The 15,649-nt window shown below is 47.7% G+C and carries 15 protein-coding genes and 1 riboswitch; of the genes, 7 read left to right on the top strand and 8 right to left on the bottom strand.

The window, feature by feature from the left end:
* Both KVT36_RS17720 and thiS read right to left on the bottom strand, forming a co-directional pair.
* A partial coding sequence (locus KVT36_RS17720; protein ID WP_217604793.1) for a phosphomethylpyrimidine synthase ThiC occupies positions 1 to 1,072 on the bottom strand: 1,072 nt, incomplete at its 3' end.
* A gap of 380 nt (positions 1,073 to 1,452) precedes the next feature.
* On the bottom strand, positions 1,453 to 1,656 hold the full coding sequence (gene thiS, locus KVT36_RS17715; protein ID WP_089906831.1) for a sulfur carrier protein ThiS: 204 nt from the start codon (positions 1,654 to 1,656) through the stop codon (positions 1,453 to 1,455).
* Positions 1,657 to 1,709: 53 nt separating this feature from the next.
* Positions 1,710 to 1,813, bottom strand: a riboswitch (TPP riboswitch).
* A gap of 191 nt (positions 1,814 to 2,004) precedes the next feature.
* Between thiS and KVT36_RS17710 the strand changes: the two genes are divergently transcribed.
* Positions 2,005 to 2,529: a lipocalin family protein gene (locus tag KVT36_RS17710; RefSeq protein WP_217604792.1), complete on the top strand. Its 525-nt coding sequence runs from the start codon at positions 2,005 to 2,007 to the stop codon at positions 2,527 to 2,529.
* A 597-nt stretch (positions 2,530 to 3,126) separates the two neighbouring features.
* On the opposite strand, the gene KVT36_RS17705 is transcribed toward KVT36_RS17710, so the two are convergent.
* From KVT36_RS17705 to dnaN, 3 genes are all read right to left on the bottom strand, one after another.
* Complete coding sequence (locus KVT36_RS17705) at positions 3,127 to 3,378, bottom strand: hypothetical protein (RefSeq protein WP_217604791.1); 252 nt, start codon at positions 3,376 to 3,378, stop codon at positions 3,127 to 3,129.
* A 46-nt stretch (positions 3,379 to 3,424) separates the two neighbouring features.
* Positions 3,425 to 4,252: a sterol desaturase family protein gene (locus KVT36_RS17700; protein ID WP_217604790.1), complete on the bottom strand. Its 828-nt coding sequence runs from the start codon at positions 4,250 to 4,252 to the stop codon at positions 3,425 to 3,427.
* A gap of 371 nt (positions 4,253 to 4,623) precedes the next feature.
* Entirely contained in the window at positions 4,624 to 5,742 is a 1,119-nt protein-coding gene (dnaN, locus tag KVT36_RS17695) for a DNA polymerase III subunit beta (RefSeq protein WP_217604789.1), read from the bottom strand.
* A gap of 335 nt (positions 5,743 to 6,077) precedes the next feature.
* Here dnaN and KVT36_RS17690 point away from each other — a divergent pair, with 335 nt between their 5' ends.
* On the top strand, positions 6,078 to 7,337 hold the full coding sequence (locus tag KVT36_RS17690; RefSeq protein ID WP_217604788.1) for a pyridoxal phosphate-dependent aminotransferase: 1,260 nt from the start codon (positions 6,078 to 6,080) through the stop codon (positions 7,335 to 7,337).
* Positions 7,338 to 7,642: 305 nt separating this feature from the next.
* Positions 7,643 to 8,272: a TetR/AcrR family transcriptional regulator gene (locus tag KVT36_RS17685; protein WP_217604787.1), complete on the top strand. Its 630-nt coding sequence runs from the start codon at positions 7,643 to 7,645 to the stop codon at positions 8,270 to 8,272.
* 92 nt (positions 8,273 to 8,364) lie between these two features.
* Here the strand turns inward: KVT36_RS17685 and KVT36_RS17680 are convergent, their stop codons facing one another.
* The 3 genes from KVT36_RS17680 to KVT36_RS17670 are packed head-to-tail and all read right to left on the bottom strand — an operon-like array spanning position 8,365 to position 11,830.
* Entirely contained in the window at positions 8,365 to 9,774 is a 1,410-nt protein-coding gene (locus KVT36_RS17680; protein WP_217604786.1) for a nicotinate phosphoribosyltransferase, read from the bottom strand.
* A gap of 35 nt (positions 9,775 to 9,809) precedes the next feature.
* Positions 9,810 to 10,208, bottom strand: coding sequence for a hypothetical protein (locus KVT36_RS17675; protein WP_217604785.1), 399 nt, complete (start codon positions 10,206 to 10,208; stop codon positions 9,810 to 9,812).
* Positions 10,209 to 10,210: 2 nt separating this feature from the next.
* Positions 10,211 to 11,830: a M28 family peptidase gene (locus tag KVT36_RS17670; RefSeq protein WP_217604784.1), complete on the bottom strand. Its 1,620-nt coding sequence runs from the start codon at positions 11,828 to 11,830 to the stop codon at positions 10,211 to 10,213.
* 471 nt (positions 11,831 to 12,301) lie between these two features.
* Between KVT36_RS17670 and gcvT the strand changes: the two genes are divergently transcribed.
* The 4 genes from gcvT (at position 12,302) to KVT36_RS17650 (ending at position 15,635) form a co-directional block, all read left to right on the top strand.
* Positions 12,302 to 13,399, top strand: coding sequence for a glycine cleavage system aminomethyltransferase GcvT (gcvT, locus tag KVT36_RS17665; RefSeq protein ID WP_254640068.1), 1,098 nt, complete (start codon positions 12,302 to 12,304; stop codon positions 13,397 to 13,399).
* A 173-nt stretch (positions 13,400 to 13,572) separates the two neighbouring features.
* Positions 13,573 to 14,007 carry an SRPBCC family protein gene (locus KVT36_RS17660; RefSeq protein WP_254640067.1) on the top strand — a complete coding sequence of 145 codons (435 nt, stop codon included), beginning with the start codon at positions 13,573 to 13,575 and terminating at the stop codon, positions 14,005 to 14,007.
* A gap of 74 nt (positions 14,008 to 14,081) precedes the next feature.
* Positions 14,082 to 14,807, top strand: a complete 726-nt coding sequence (locus KVT36_RS17655; RefSeq protein WP_217604782.1) for a 2-phosphosulfolactate phosphatase — start codon at positions 14,082 to 14,084, stop codon at positions 14,805 to 14,807.
* Between the two features lie 36 nt (positions 14,808 to 14,843).
* Entirely contained in the window at positions 14,844 to 15,635 is a 792-nt protein-coding gene (locus KVT36_RS17650; protein ID WP_217604781.1) for an MBL fold metallo-hydrolase, read from the top strand.
* The last annotated feature ends 14 nt before the right edge of the window (positions 15,636 to 15,649 follow it).

The following is a 15,649-nucleotide window of genomic DNA, read 5'->3' as shown; positions in this document are numbered from 1 at the left end:
TGTACAGGAAGTTTTCCTTATGATGGGCCAGGCACCACTTGGCCATAATGGAGCCCCCGCGGGATACAATGCCTGTAATACGTTTAGCCGTGAGTGGTACATACCGCAGCAGCACGCCGGCATGAATGGTAAAGTAGTCTACCCCCTGCTCTGCCTGTTCTATCAGCGTATCGCGGAAAATATCCCAGGTCAGCTCTTCTGCCTTGCCATTTACTTTTTCCAGCGCCTGGTAAATAGGCACGGTACCAATGGGTACGGGCGAGTTGCGGATGATCCACTCGCGTGTTTCATGAATATGTTTGCCGGTGCTGAGGTCCATAATGGTATCGGCGCCCCAGCGGCAGGCCCATACTGCTTTTTCTACTTCTTCCTCGATGCTGGAAGTAACGGCCGAGTTGCCGATATTGGCATTGATCTTTACCAGGAAATTGCGGCCAATGATCATAGGCTCAGCTTCCGGGTGGTTGATGTTGGATGGAATAATGGCACGGCCGGCAGCTACCTCCTGCCGCACAAACTCCGGCGTAATGAACTGTACCGGGGTATTGGCGCCAAAGGAATGGCCTTTGTGCTGCTGCCACAGGGCGTTATTTTCTTTGAACAGCTGTTCCGCACACTGGTTTTCACGGATGGCGATGTACTCCATTTCCGGGGTAATGATGCCCTGCCGTGCGTAGTGCATTTGCGATACATTACGGCCGGGCTTAGCGCGCAGCGGTATTTGGAGCTGCGTAAACCGCAGGGAGTCCAACCCGCTGTCTGCCAGCCTTTCACGGCCGTAGGCAGAGGTAGGCCCTGTTAAAGGCTCCGTATCATTGCGGCCTTCTATCCAGGGCTGCCGCAGGCGGGGCAGGCCTTCGCGCACATCAATATTAACCGCCGGATCTGTGAACGGGCCACTGGTATCATACACCACTACTGGCGCATTAGGAACGGCGGCGCCGTTCTTACCATTGAGCTGTGTAGGCGTTAAAGTTATTTCACGCATGGCAACCCGGATGTTATGCAGCTGACCGGGAATGTAAATTTTGCTGGAAGCCGGAAAGGGTGAGCGGCTGATGGAATGAGACATGGGTTGGAATTAATAATTAAGAATTAATAATGAATGCGGAACGCAGAACGCTGAATGCTTAACGCAGAGTAGCGCGTGCTGAATGCTGAACGCGTAATGCCGGAGGTTTAAGGCCATGGCTAAATACGGCGAAGCTTTTCATAAGCGCCAACAGAAATAATGGTGATGAATAATTTACCGGGCATGGGTAATCCAACGCAGAAGATATTCATGATCCATTTACAGCAGGGATCATTACAAACAGGCAATCACAAATAACACAGATCGTCAGAGCACATAAATCTGCTCTAATCAATTATGCGCTTTCATAAGCATTTTCAATGGCGCTTATGCCCCGCTTAGCGGGGTCGTAATTGAAAATTCGTAATTCCCCGCAAGGCCTATCCTCCTTGTGTGGCGCGGATGATCATCACTTTATCCTGCGATTGCAGGAGCTGCTGTTCCCAGTGGATCTTAGGAATCACCTGGTTGTTAATGGCAATGGCAATGCCTTTTGCGGATGGTAGTTGAATAAACTGTAAGAGGGCAGCCACCGTGGTTTCCGGCTGCACCGCATAAAGTTTATTGTTCACAAGTACTTCCATGTGTTTACAGGAGTTTAAAATGAAACAATAAACTTTAAGGATGTGAATTAAAGAGAGAGTTCAGTACTTTTCCCTCCGGCAGTATGAGCTGCGTCAGGTACTGAGGGTATCATCTCAGCTTCCCGGCTTGCACCGGGAAACACCCCTAAAGTGAAGCGTAAAGATAGGAGAGAATTACGAATTTTCAATGAGACTTAATGCTGAACGCCGAACGCTTAATGCTGAAGCCCGTTTGTTGGATGTGTAATGCTGAATACGTAATGTTGTGTTCAATGCCCCCGGTGTGCAGTACTTTGTGTTAAGCATTAAGCGCTACGCATTCAGCATTAATTCGTAATTTGGAAACCTATGATCAAACAACGCCTGTCATTATTGGTTTTGTTAGCTGGCATGATGGCCTGCCGGCAACAGGCGCCTGCCTCAAAAGCAGAACTGGAGGACGATAGCAGCCTGCTGGAAGTTACAGACAGTATTGCAGCTGCCGCCGACACGGCCCTCCTTACCGCAGATACTATCAGCTACAGCCCGGATCAGCTTATTGGCAAATGGCTGCAGCCGGTACCCGGCCTGGATAAACAAAAACAGGGCTTTGATCTGCGTAAAGACAGCGTAGCCCGCTCTCTGAATATGTACACCCTGGTATACGAAAAATGGGGCTTGGTAAAAGATACCCTGCTGCTTTGGAACCATACGGAAGGCGTGGAAAAACAAGATTCCGCCGCTACCATAGATACCGTTCTCATTAAAGAATTAACAGACTCAACGCTGGTACTGTTTCCCGTAAAAGCTGCTGAAGGTTACCTGGAGAAATATGAAAAGGAAATAGTGAAGAAAGTAAAAAGTAAAAAAGTAAAAGGTAAAAAAGCGGAGTAGTTACCGGGTTTTGAAACGGGATGTTTTCCTGGTCCTGGGGTATAGATATAAACGTAATTTTCCGGATTCTTAAAATCAGCATTTCAGCAATATTATTATACGATTGTTCAAATCCTTATCCGCAGCAGCATTGGGCTGACTGTTAACCGCCTTATTATAGATCCGCAGCATCCCATAAATTCCCGATCCGATTAACGGCCAGGTTTGCTATGTGATAATTTTGCAATTGCTTAAAAACCTGCAACTGGAATACTGGAATTGTTTTCCTTATAGTATTATCAACGCCCATTTACTCACCGCAAGCGAGGGGCTGCTTGCGGTGTACTACTGCCTATGCCTTTTGAATGGATATGCGAATGAATTGTTTGGTCATAGGCTATAAACAGCGGTGCAGCTTGCCGCCGGGAACAGTGTTGTAAAGAAAGCAGCTGCACACAAACAGCGGCAAAAGGCGGTATAACCAATCCGCAACCAGTGATCAGCGAACAAACAAACCCATATTAAAAACAAAAAGTAAAAACACACCCATTGTAACGAACGTTACCACATGAGCGGTTTTTACTTTTTAACCGTTTAAAACTTTTATTTAACCACGGATCATCCTACGGACAGGCCGATAACCAAAGATACTACGGCCATGAAAAGACCCGCGGTAGCCAATTGCATATCGTCAGTGTTCTTACGGGACATCCATAAAGAAATAACGCCTATTACAGTGGCAATGCCACCTAGTGTTACGGCGATGCCGGGAGCCTTGGTCAGGAATGAAATAAGGGCGGCAATTACGCCGGCTGCCATGCCTATGAAACCGGCAATTTTTGTTGTTGCGATGTGATGTTGCTGTGCCATATCACTTTTGATTAGATTATAGAAATATAAAAAATAATAACTCGCACTATGAATTAACGGGCTTCTCTACAAACCCGTCGGGCCGCTCCCAGGGCGCTTTCAGCAGGGGGCCTATCTCCTGGTACTTTGGCTCCTGGTACTCATCCAGCCCGTATTTCAGCTGCAGGGTATCCGGTACTGTTACAAATGTGCCGCAGATACGGTCCCAGATGGAAAAGATATTCGCGTAATTGGAATCCGTTTCCGGCTGGTACCGGCTGTGATGCACCTTGTGCATGTCCGGTGATACAATGATCCAGCTCAACCCCTTATCCAGCCAGTGCGGCAGGTGTATATTGGCGTGGTTGAACTGCGACATCAGCGCCGACAGGCTCTGGTACAACATCACCATCCAGATGGGAATACCCATGATAATGATGGTTGCTACCAAGGCTACCACCCTGAACACACTTTCCACCGGATGGTGCCGCAGGGCGGTGGTAACATCTATAGACGTATCTATATGATGGATCTTATGAAAGTGCCACATCCAGGCCACCTTATGCTGTACCAGGTGTATCAGGTAAGCGCCCATAAAATCCAGCATCAGCAGCGCCATTATAGTATGCAGCCATAATGGAACACCCATCCAGTATAATAAACCAAACTGCACATGACTGGTCCATTCGGAAGACTTTACCACTGCAAAGGCAAACCCCAGGTTAATGATGGCCGTAGTGACGGTAAAGAACAGGTTAGTACCTGCATGTCTGTAACGGTTATACTTTAACGCAAACCGTGGAATGAATCCTTCTATTACCCACAGCAGCAACAATCCAATAACGAGTAAACCCGTCCTGTAAGACGATGGGATGTGTTCAAAAAAAGTCTCCATGAGAGCCTGTATTCAGTTTTCGCAGAATAAATTAACAAACGTAAACGTGGTTCAAATGCTATGCTTAAAGCGGGGAATACAGTAAAAATACGGCAACCCGCTCATAGGCATGGTATATGGTATTTTTACGTTGTTAGTTACTATCCTAAAAATGAAACTGTCCTTTTTGAATCTTTTTCCACTGTTAAATTACGACTTTCCGGGGAATTTATTTCGCCTCAAATGCACTGTGGACAAAGAAAAAGGCAACCTCCATGGAAGAGATTGCCTTATATATAATTTAATAATGAAGAGTGAATAATTAATAATATTATTTCGTGCTAATACGGGCCGGGAGCGGCTTTAAGCCTCTTCTATATTCATTTTTTTTATCAATTGTTCAGCATCAGTGGCATTACCAGCATCAGCAGGTCTTCGTTCTCCCCTTTATCAGAGGGTTTCAGGATGCCGGCTTTGGTGGGGGTGGAAAGCTCAATGCTGATCTCATCCCCTTCGGCCGCATTCAGCATTTCGATCAGGAACTTGGCGTTAAAAGCAATCTGCATATCCTCACCGGTGTACTGGCAGCTCATACGCTCATTACCTTCAAAAGAGAAATCCACATCCTGGGCCGAAAGCTGCAGCTCGCTGCCGCTAATGTTCAGCGCTACCTGGTTGGTGCTTTTATTGGAGAACACGCTTACACGCTTTAAGGCGTTCTGGAAGTCGGTCTTAGCCATGGTAAGCCGGTAAGGGTTATCCTTCGGAATAACTACCTTATAATCCGGGAAACGGGCATCTATTAAGCGGCAGATCATCTGTGCGCCATCGTGCGATACAAAGAAGTGGTTCTGGCTGTAAGAGATCTTTACTTCACTTTCGTTATCGGGTAAAGCAGATTTCAGCAGGTTCAGCGGCTTCTTAGGCACAATGAAGTTATCTGCCTGGGGGCAGTTAGCATCTGTTCTTACATATTTTACCAGGCGGTGCGCATCGGTAGCTACAAAAGTGAGGCTTTTGTTGGCCAGCTCAAAGTACACGCCGGTCATGGCCGGGCGCAGGTCATCATTACTTACCGCAAACAGGGTTTTGTTGATGGCGGTAACCAGGGCAGAGGATACCAGGGTAAAAGAAGTGGTATCATCGGCAGTAGGCTCCTTGGGGAAGTTCTCCGGGTTTTCGCCCATTACTTTGTACTTACCGTTATCGGAGGTGATCTCTACTGCGTAGGTATTCATATCTACATTAAAGGTGAGCGGCTGATCCGGCAGGTTCTTTAATGAGTCCATTAATATTTTAGCAGGGATGCAAATGCGGCCATTCTCCTTTGCTTCTACCTCCAGCTTTACCTTCATTACAGTTTCCAGGTCGGTTGCCACCACTGTTAGTTCGTTCTTGTCAATCAGAAAAAGAAAATCTTCCAATATTGGCAATACCGTATTGGAGTTAATCACCCCACTGATCTGTTGTAATTGCTTTAACAAAGTAGAGGAAGAAACAATAAATTTCATCGGTTAATGTTTGATTTTTTTATTGGTCTGATGGAACCTTGCGTTCATGCCCGGTTGCACATGGTAAATTTCGAATGTGAACAAAGATAGAAAGTTTTAGTATTCCCCCTAATTTACCTTTTTATCTTTTTATCCTATCGGTTTCAAAGAGTTGCACTTTGCTTAATATTAAACAGGAAGTACGTATTTTACCCCCTTTATTAAATAAAACATCGTTCAATTGCCATTCTATTAAATAATATAAAAAGAATTAGCAGGTTCTTTTCAATTGTTTACAGATCGGTTACCTTTGGCGCGCTAAAAAAAATTAATCACACCATAAAAACACGGGAATTATGAAACTATCTCATTTAGCCGAAACATTGATTGGTTCTGAAATTATTAAGCTGGCCGGTGAGATAAAGGAGAAGCAGGCGAAGGGCGAGAAGATCTACAACTTTACCATCGGCGACTTTGATCCCAAGGTATTCCCTATTCCCGTTGAGTTTGAGCAGGAGATCATTAATGCGTATAAGGAACACTATACGAACTATCCTCCTGCAGATGGTATTGCCGAACTGAGAAAAGCAGTGGGCGATTTTATTGCTGAAAGAGAAGGGCTCAGCTATGATCCTGCCAAAGAGATCGTGATCTCCTGCGGCGGCCGTCCTATCATATATGCTACTTACCGCACCATTGTAGACCGTGGCGAAAAGATCATTTATGCTACGCCTTCCTGGAACAACAACCACTATACCCACTTCCTGGAAGCGGAGCATGTGGTGCTGGAAACTACAGCGGAAAATAACTTTATGCCTACTGCAGCGGAGCTGAAGCCCCTGCTGAAAGGCGCCAGCCTGCTGGCACTGTGCTCTCCGCAGAACCCTACCGGTACTGCCTTTGGCAAACAGCAGCTGGAAGAGATCTGCGACCTGGTGGTAGCAGAGAACAAAAGCCGCAGCGCAGATGAAAAACCCCTGTACGTAATGTTTGACCAGATGTACTGGGTGCTTACATTCGGACAAACAGAGCACTACAACCCCGTATCCCTGCGCCCGGAAATGAAGGACTACACCATTTTTATTGATGGTATGAGTAAAGCCTTTGCCGCTACCGGTGTGCGTGTAGGCTGGGCCTTAGGACCTGCGCATGTAATTGGTAAAATGAAATCCATTCTTTCCCACGTAGGCGCCTGGAGCCCGATGGCAGAACAAAAAGCCGCCGCCAGGTACCTGGGTCAGAAGGAGGCTGTAAATAAATACCTGCAGCACTTTAAAGGTGAAGTAGAAGAAAGACTGGTAAAGATCTATGAAGGTTTTGCCGCACTGAAGAAAGCCGGCCACCCGGTGGATTGTATTGCACCGCAGGCTGCTATTTACCTCACCATACGCCTGGACCTGAAGGGTAAGAAAAAAGCTGATGGCACTGTACTGGCCGACCAGGCAGCTGTTACCTCTTACATACTGGACGAGGCTAAGCTGGCGGTAGTACCGTTCTATGCGTTCGGCTCTTCCAGGGACTCCTCCTGGTACCGCCTGAGCGTAGGTACCTGCGTAAAAGAAGAAATACCGGCTATGCTGCAGCAGCTGAAAGTAGCGCTGGAAAAGCTGAAATAATATTCCCGGGCTAACCGGAAAAGAGGATGTAATACCTTCGATATAAAAAAAGGCGGTCTGTAAGGGACCGCCTTTTTTATTGTGATCTAACTCCCCCTACATAAAACCCTACCCTATTTTCTACCCCAACCTCTCATGTGTTACAACAATTGTCACGGTACTGTTAATTGGTCAACTCTACTTACCAAATAAGGAAATTACCCGTACTTTTGACCCGAAAACGGAAATAGTCGAAAATTAGAAAGAAAGGATAAAAAGCAGGATTTCTTACAAACAACAGGCATTCAATTCAAAAGACGGAAAGTATGACCTTGCAGGAACGGATATTAGAAACGGCGCTTCGGTTATTCAGGACCTACGGTATCAAAAGTGTAACCATGTTTGATATTGCCAAGGAGTGCGGCGTTTCAAAAAAAACAGTGTATGAGCATTTTGCGGATAAGGAAGCACTGATAAAAAGCGGTGTACAAACTGTGCTGGACGGCTTGCAGCAGCAGCTGGACCATGGCCGCCGGCAGGCAGATAACGCGATTGCAGAGCAGCTGCAAACCGCGCACATACTGGAAGTGCTGGCCCGTACCATGAACCCGGTAATGATGCACGAGGTACGCAAATACCACCCGGAAGTAGGGCAGGCGGTAGAAGATTTCAGACGGGACAATGTATTACAGGGCATTCGTGAAAACCTGGAAAGGGGCATAGAGGAAGGCCTGTACCACCCTTACCTGAAGATGGATATTATGGCCCGTATGCGGCAGCTGCAGCTGGATGCTGCTTTTGACCAGGCCCAATATCCGCCCGAACAATTTGATATGCACCAGGTGATGCAGGAGATCACCTTTAACTATATTATGGGTATTTCTACCCCTGAAGGGCGTAAGCTGGCCGGCCAGTACCTGGTAACGGCATCTGCACCGTCTTTCAGCTTAGAGTAATTAACAGTTACTAACAGTGTAACAGTTGTAGGTTTAGGTAAATGGCCGGAATAATCATATCCCGGCTTTCCTTTTTTTATAAAGGTTGAAGATCATTGCCCGGCCCTGGCCCGTATATCTGCAAAGGAATATTCCTTTACAAGGTGGCCGTTCTCAAAAACGGTTTCCAGCTGATCGGCTAAGGCGGGCGCCTCCTGCAGCGTTAGGGTGCGGTACTCCCCATTTTCCTTTACCAGCTTTAAACGCCCGGCTTTGGAATGTTTAAAGGAAGTGCGCAGCTGCCCCTCTGCATTCAGCTCCATGGGGTTCTTTTGTACATCAATATCTTTTCCGTTCACCATAGCATAGGAGCATTTAAGGGCAAACTCCTGCGTATCGCGGTTTACGCGTTGCAGTAAAGCACCGCCCATGCCCAGGGCCAGGTTCTCTGCACTAATGCCGGCCTGCTGCAGGGCAGCATAAATATTACCGATGGAAGAAAGGCTGATACCATCACCCTGTATTACGCGCACTTGCGGGGGTAATACTTTGTAGCCTTTTTCATTAGTGGTGTAGCCGAATTGTTTAAAAAGGATCTCAAATACCTGCAGCAGTGTACGCACCGGGTCGCCGCTATCCGGGCGTATGACCAGGGTACCCTCCCGTTGCAGTACCTGCTGTTTCAGATCTTCACCCCAATACTGCCCGCAGGCGCGGAAAATATTGTAGGAATCGGATACGCAGGCTATTACCCCGGTAGGGAACGTATCCAGCACATGTTTAAAAATAGCTTCTTCTCCTTTTTCACCCAGCAGGGTTACTATAGAGTGTTCTGTAGCGGGAATAGAAATGCCGGGGGCCTGCTGTGCGTCGTAATACCGTTTGGCAAAAATGGAAGCAGGCAGCGTATCGCTCCCGGAAAAGTTCACCAGGTGGGCGCTGCCGCCCAGGCCTGCACTTTCTACAGAGCTGGCGCCCCGGAAGCCAAAATCATTCAGCACCAGGTCTATACCTGCAAAGGAGGCTGCGCTGGCTGTGGCGGTATAATATCGTTTTACGATCTGTTTTATTTCCCGGGAAAGGGTGGCTACCGTGCAGGGATACCATACCTGCATCAGCAGGGTTTCCAGGAAGTTGGTAAGCCAAAAGCAGGCAGGGTCTGTATTCTCAATGGTCATGAGCACATTGCGTACCGGCACTACCGTTCCCTCCGGTACAGCTCTGATACGCACGGGCAGGTGCCCGCCATAGGTGTGTACTATGTATTCAAACCTGCGGCGGTCAAACACATCTTCCCGGCCAAATACTTCCTGCAGCAGGGCCTCTGCCTCATTGATCTTTTCTTTGGTGAACACAATACCCTGCAGGTAAGTTTTCAGGTAATACTGCAACCCGTAGAACACAGTGTTATCAAACTTGCCGCCCCTGCTTTCCAGGTAAGAGTAAATATACTCTGTACCCGGCAGGTACAGCTTGTGATGCGAGTATTTATAGGCGTCTGCCAGTAGAATGAGATTCTCCATTAACGAGGTATGAAGTACGATGCAGGATCTATTTCCTATTTCGTTTTAATGTATTCGTCGATCTGTTCCGTCCCTTTATGCAAATTAACAAACAGCGGGTTTTTTTGCGGATCAAATACAATGAGGGTCTGCGCTTCCCAGGCATCCTGGGGTACGGGCAGTTCAATAATTACTTCCTGTCCGTTGCTGCGCCTGAAAAGCAGGCTATCCTTAGCGGCTACGTGGCGGGTAAACTGGTGCTGTTCCAGGTAGCTGATCAGCTCCTGCTGTTTTTGCTGTGCAGCGGCAGCTGTAGTATCCCCTGCAGCCGGTTTTACCTGGCGCAGCACATATACTTTTTGCGTGATCAGGTCATAGCTATCTGTGTTCTGCTCATTACGGCCGCCACTGTTACAGGCTGCCAGCAGCAGGATGGACAATAAGAAATATCGCATGGTTAGAATTGTATTTTAAATTGCTGTTGCTTGTTACCCCGTTTAATGACCACGGTAGTGGTATCCCCTTTTTTGAATGTACCCAGCGCCTGCATATAGGCTTCCAGGTTAGTAATGTTTTGTTTGCCCAGCTGCACGATCACATCCCCTGCCAGCAGCCCTGCTTTTTGTGCGGGCCTGTTGTCAGACACTCCATCTACCCGTACGCCGCCTTTATTATACGTATAATCCGGCATAATACCCAACGTTACCGAAAAACGGGCAGTGCTCATCTGCGGCTCTTTGGTGGGTGTAAAGGCCAGCTTCTCCTGCTTTTCTGTTCTTTCAATTACCTGGTAAATATATTTTATAACGGTAAGCTCCCCATTGTAATTGATCTTATCTGCATCATCCGTAGGCTTGTGATAGTCGGCATGCGAGCCTGTAAAAAAGAACAATACCGGTACTTTGGCGCGGTAAAAAGAGGTATGGTCTGAGGGGCCTACGCCGCTGGAATCATACGTAAGCTTCATACCTTCCGGCGGCACCTGCTGCAGCAGCGGGCCCCAGGCCGGTGAGGTACCTACCCCGCCTATCTGCAAACCTTTGGCCGGATCCAGGCGGCCTACCATATCCATGTTGATCATGTAGTTCACCTGCTCCATGGGCAGTGGCGCATGGGTGGTGAAATACTTGGAGCCGAACAGCCCCAGCTCTTCACCGGAAAAAGCTACCAGGATGAAGTTATTGCTTTTAAAGCGGCCGCTTTTCAGCAGGCGGCCCAGCTCCAGCAGGGCGGCTGTGCCGCTGGCATTATCATCGGCCCCGTTGTGAATAGCCTTTTCGCCGGTGCTCAGGGAGTTATGATCCTCCCCATAGCCCAGGTGGTCAAAGTGTGCGCCTATTACAATTGTTTTAAGCGCATCATTATCAATATAGCCGATCACGTTAGTGCCGGTACGTTTGGTTTGTTTAAAAGCTACCTGCAGGTTTATCTGGAAACCGTCGGCATCATCGCTCTTAAGTTTTTTGCTGACCGCATCATTCACCCACAGCGCCGGTATGGTTAGCTTTTTGACATTTTCATCCAGCCATTGCAAGGCTGTTGGCATATTGTCCCTGGAGTTAAAGAAAATAACGCCGTTGGCGCCGTTCTTAGCGGCTTCCAGGGCCTTTTTGCGGTACTCCTCCAGCGGGGAGGCATGCGGATTCAGGTCCAGGTCCTGCACATCTATGAGCCATATATTATCCGGTTCTTTTACCTGGGGCAGCACATCGCCCTTAGCGGTTTTTTCAGCGCTGAAAGGGAGGGGCACAAACTGTTCCCCGGCGGTAAAGCTTTCTTTATTAATGGTAAGCCGGGTGGCGCCGGCAATTTCCCGGCCCTCCCGTACAATAAAGGTTTGCAGGTAGCCGCTATCACCTTTGGGTATTAAACCCTCTGCTTTCATTTGGCCGGCAATATAAGTGGCGGCTAATTGTTCGCCGGGGGTGCCGGTTCTGCGGCCTTCCAGCTGATCGCTGGCCAGGTAGCTCACATGTGCCTGTAAATTGCCCAGGGTTTTCCGGTCGGCTTTCTTCTGGGCCTGTGATGATATGGTGGCCAGTAAGGATAAAAAGAGAAACCAGGTAGTTCGTTTCACAGTTAAAGGATTTACTTTTTCAGACTTACGATGTTTTGTATTGCTGAAGATTTTACCACTGACCAGGGAGATTAAATTACGAATTATCAATCACGAATTACGAATTGAATGCAGCGGGGAGGTTTAATTACGAATTAAAAATGCCCCGATTGAAGTCCGTATTTATTAAACGTAGCATATGTTGTAATTTTTATATGGGATAATAAAATAAGGAACTTTAAGCTTGAAGGACCTGAAAAACACAAATGCAATAAAAACAAGTTTATACACTCTCCAAAATCTGAATTACTTCACAACGAACTACTTAATGGCATTACCCGCCAGGCGGGCAAGGTACGGATGCTTCATTTTGTAATTGACAATTCGTAATTCACAATCGTATTTCCCCAAAATGCAATTATTACACCAAATTTGGATTTTCAACCTATTTTTGCCGCGTTAAAAACCAATCATACCCAAACAACCAACAAGATGTCTGAGATCAAAAACACGCCTTTTACCCCAAAACATGTGGCGCTGGGGGCCAAAATGGTTCCTTTTGCAGGTTATAACATGCCGGTTTCCTATACCGGTATTAATGATGAGCACCAGGCCGTACGCACCAATGCCGGTGTATTTGATGTAAGCCACATGGGCGAGTTTATGTTAAAAGGCGCTGATGCGCTGGACCTTATTCAACGGGTTACCAGCAATGATGCTTCCAAATTAACCGCGGGCAAAGCCCAGTACAGCTGTTTACCAAATGCAGAAGGGGGGATTGTAGACGACCTGCTGGTATATTGCATAGAAGAAAATAAAGTGTACATGCTGGTGGTAAATGCCAGCAACATTGAAAAGGATTGGAACTGGATCAGCCAGCACAATACCAAAGGGGTGGAAATGCATAACATTTCCGATAAAACCTGCCTGCTGGCCATACAGGGCCCTAATGCCACCGGTATGCTGCAGCCGCTGACGGATATTGATATTATAAACCTGAAATATTACACTTTTGCCAAAGGCACCTTTGCGGGTGTACCCAATGTGCTGATTAGCGCTACAGGTTATACCGGCGCAGGCGGCATTGAGATCTATTTTGAAGATAAGGACGGCGCTGCTGAAAAAATATGGGATGCCCTTTTTGCTACTGGTGGTCCTAAGGGATTGAAACCGATTGGCTTAGGCGCCCGCGATACCCTGCGCCTGGAAATGGGTTTTTGCCTGTACGGCAATGATATTGATGACCGTACCTCCCCGCTGGAGGCCGGCCTGGGCTGGATCACCAAGTTCACCAAGGACTTTACCGCCCGCGACATTATTGAAAAAACAAAAGCCGCCGGGGTTACGCAAAAGCTGGTAGGTTTTGAAATGATAGACAAGGGCATTCCCCGTCATGATTACGAGATCAGGAATGCAGCAGGCGAAGTAATAGGCCGGGTAACTTCCGGTACACAGTCGCCCTCCCTGCAAAAGGCCATTGGGCTGGGATATGTAAAAACGCCTTACGCAGCGCTTGGGAGCGAGATCTTTATTGCCGTGCGCGACAAACAGCTCAAAGCCAAAGTGGTAAAGGTGCCGTTTTTGGGGTAGGTAACAATTAGCAGTTGGCATTGAGCGTTTAGCTTTTGATAAAAGATTGAAAAATTTGCCTGCGGGCCATTATCTTAGCTGAAGCCACGGGGGTTGACAGCTGAGCGCTAAACGTTTTCACACCATATCATTCTATGCCTACTATTCATCTGACCACAGTTATTTATGCTCCTATGGAACGGGTTTTTAACCTGAGCCGGAGTATTACCCTGCACAAGCGCAGCATGGCCCATTTACAGGAAGAGGCCATTAAAGGCCGCCTGAACGGGTTAATAGAAAATAATGAAACAGTGACCTGGCGTGCGCGCCATTTAGGTAAGAACCGGGTGCTTACCACCCGGGTTACCGATATGCGCAGCCCGGAGTATTTTTGCGATGAAATGGAACAGGGCGATTTTAAGTACATGCGCCATGAGCACCATTTTAAGGCAATTGAAAATGCTACGGTGGCCATAGATCTACTGGATTTTGAAGTGCCCTACGGAAAGCTGGGGCAGCTGTTCACCAAAATTTACCTTAAAAAGTATATGAGCCGCCTGTTACAGCAGCGTAACCGTGTAATAAAAGATTATGCGGAAACGGAGAAATGGCGGGTTATTCTTGATTAATAATGAATAATCGCAGGGAATGTGCTGCGGTGAAGTGCCGGCACTGCGATTATTAATTCTCTAAAAAAGTGGAAATGAATGAATCGAATGGCGGCCCCTCGTTAGAAGTGTGCCTGTCGCCGGCCTTATTACATTTGTATGATGTGAAGAACAGTATTGTTGTGATCATTGATGTGTTAAGGGCTACCTCTACTATCTGTACGGCATTATATAACGGCGCTGCCAAAATAATACCGGTGGCTTCTGTAGAAGAATGTGTGAACATTGGCCGCCAGCTAAGCGCTATTACGGCCGGTGAGCGGGATGGTAAAATTGCCGAAGGGCTGGCGTATGGTAATTCCCCCTTTGAATACCCGCGTGATTTTATAGAAGGCAAGATCCTGGTGCTTACCACCACCAATGGCACCAAGCTGCTGCACATGGCAAAGGATGCCATCCAGATCGTTACCGGATCATTCCCGAACCTTTCTGCCGTATGTGATTACCTGGTAGCCCAGGGTAAAAATGTGATACTGGGCTGCGCTGCCTGGAAAGACCGTGTGAATATGGAAGATACCCTGTTTGCCGGGGCCGTGGTGCACCGCATTAAGCAGCATTTTAACGTGAACTGCGATTCTGCCCTGGCGGCAGAAACCCTGTATAATACCGCTAAAGACGATATTTTTGGCTTCATGCGGCAGGCCTCCCATTTCCAGCGCCTGTCCCGCTATGGGCTGGAAAAAGACATCCGCTACTGCCTTACCCCGGACAGCGCTAATGTGCTGCCGCTACTGCAGAACGGAGAGCTGGTGGTGGGGTGATCAGTAATTTCGTAATTGACAATCCGTAATTAAACCATGTACTCCATCTGTTCCACTTGTGGTATTCAATACGAAGGTACTCCGGCGCATTGCCCGGTATGTGAAGATGACCGCCAGTATGTAAATCCCGGCGGCCAGTCGTGGACTACACTGGAACAGGTAAGCCGCGGGCACCGCAACATTATTGAAAAAGTAGCGCCTAACCTGTACGCTATTTACACTACACCCGCCTTTGCCATTGGCCAGCGGGCTTACCTGCTTATTACTCCGGGCGGCAATATTCTCTGGGATTGTATCACTAACCTCGACGCCTCTACTATAGATCTTATTCAGCAGCTGGGTGGTATTAAAGCTATTGCCCTCTCGCACCCGCATTATTTTTCTACGATCGTGGAGTGGAGCCATGTCTTTAACAATGCCCCGGTGTATGTACATGCGTTGGATGCGCAGTGGCTGGGCCGCAGGGACCCGGTAATTAAATTGTGGGAAGGCCCTATGCTGCCTTTATGGGATAATATTGAGCTGGTGCTTTGCGGCGGGCATTTTCCCGGGGCCAACATCCTGCACTGGCCGGCCGGGCATGCTGATAAGGGCGTGCTGCTGGTTGGTGATGTGATCCAGGTATCCCCTGATCTGAAAACAGTTTCCTTCATGTATAGTTATCCCAACCTGATACCCCTCCCTAAGAGAGATATTCTGCAGATCCAGGCAGCTGTTAAACCTTTGAAATATGATGCCCTGTACGGCGCTTTTGGCCGGGTGATTACTTCCAGGGGGCAGCAGGCCGTTGCATTTTCTATTCAGCGGTATTTACGGATATACGAATAGTTGATGGCCGATGA

The organism is Chitinophaga sp. GbtcB8, assembly GCF_019091455.1.
In the GTDB taxonomy this organism is placed as follows: domain Bacteria; phylum Bacteroidota; class Bacteroidia; order Chitinophagales; family Chitinophagaceae; genus Chitinophaga.
Note: the sequence above shows the minus strand (reverse complement) of the source record. Positions and strands in the feature narration are given on the sequence as shown.

What these genes read in the sequence shown, in the direction of transcription:
- thiS (WP_089906831.1), bottom strand. Translation starts at nt 1,656, where the DNA reads ATGGAAGTACTTGTGAACAATAAACTTTATGCGGTGCAGCCGGAAACC.
- KVT36_RS17710 (WP_217604792.1), top strand. Translation starts at nt 2,005, where the DNA reads ATGATCAAACAACGCCTGTCATTATTGGTTTTGTTAGCTGGCATGATG.
- KVT36_RS17705 (WP_217604791.1), bottom strand. Translation starts at nt 3,378, where the DNA reads ATGGCACAGCAACATCACATCGCAACAACAAAAATTGCCGGTTTCATA.
- KVT36_RS17700 (WP_217604790.1), bottom strand. Translation starts at nt 4,252, where the DNA reads ATGGAGACTTTTTTTGAACACATCCCATCGTCTTACAGGACGGGTTTA.
- dnaN (WP_217604789.1), bottom strand. Translation starts at nt 5,742, where the DNA reads ATGAAATTTATTGTTTCTTCCTCTACTTTGTTAAAGCAATTACAACAG.
- KVT36_RS17690 (WP_217604788.1), top strand. Translation starts at nt 6,078, where the DNA reads ATGAAACTATCTCATTTAGCCGAAACATTGATTGGTTCTGAAATTATT.
- KVT36_RS17685 (WP_217604787.1), top strand. Translation starts at nt 7,643, where the DNA reads ATGACCTTGCAGGAACGGATATTAGAAACGGCGCTTCGGTTATTCAGG.
- KVT36_RS17680 (WP_217604786.1), bottom strand. Translation starts at nt 9,774, where the DNA reads ATGGAGAATCTCATTCTACTGGCAGACGCCTATAAATACTCGCATCAC.
- KVT36_RS17675 (WP_217604785.1), bottom strand. Translation starts at nt 10,208, where the DNA reads ATGCGATATTTCTTATTGTCCATCCTGCTGCTGGCAGCCTGTAACAGT.
- gcvT (WP_254640068.1), top strand. Translation starts at nt 12,302, where the DNA reads ATGTCTGAGATCAAAAACACGCCTTTTACCCCAAAACATGTGGCGCTG.
- KVT36_RS17660 (WP_254640067.1), top strand. Translation starts at nt 13,573, where the DNA reads ATGGAACGGGTTTTTAACCTGAGCCGGAGTATTACCCTGCACAAGCGC.
- KVT36_RS17655 (WP_217604782.1), top strand. Translation starts at nt 14,082, where the DNA reads ATGAATGAATCGAATGGCGGCCCCTCGTTAGAAGTGTGCCTGTCGCCG.
- KVT36_RS17650 (WP_217604781.1), top strand. Translation starts at nt 14,844, where the DNA reads ATGTACTCCATCTGTTCCACTTGTGGTATTCAATACGAAGGTACTCCG.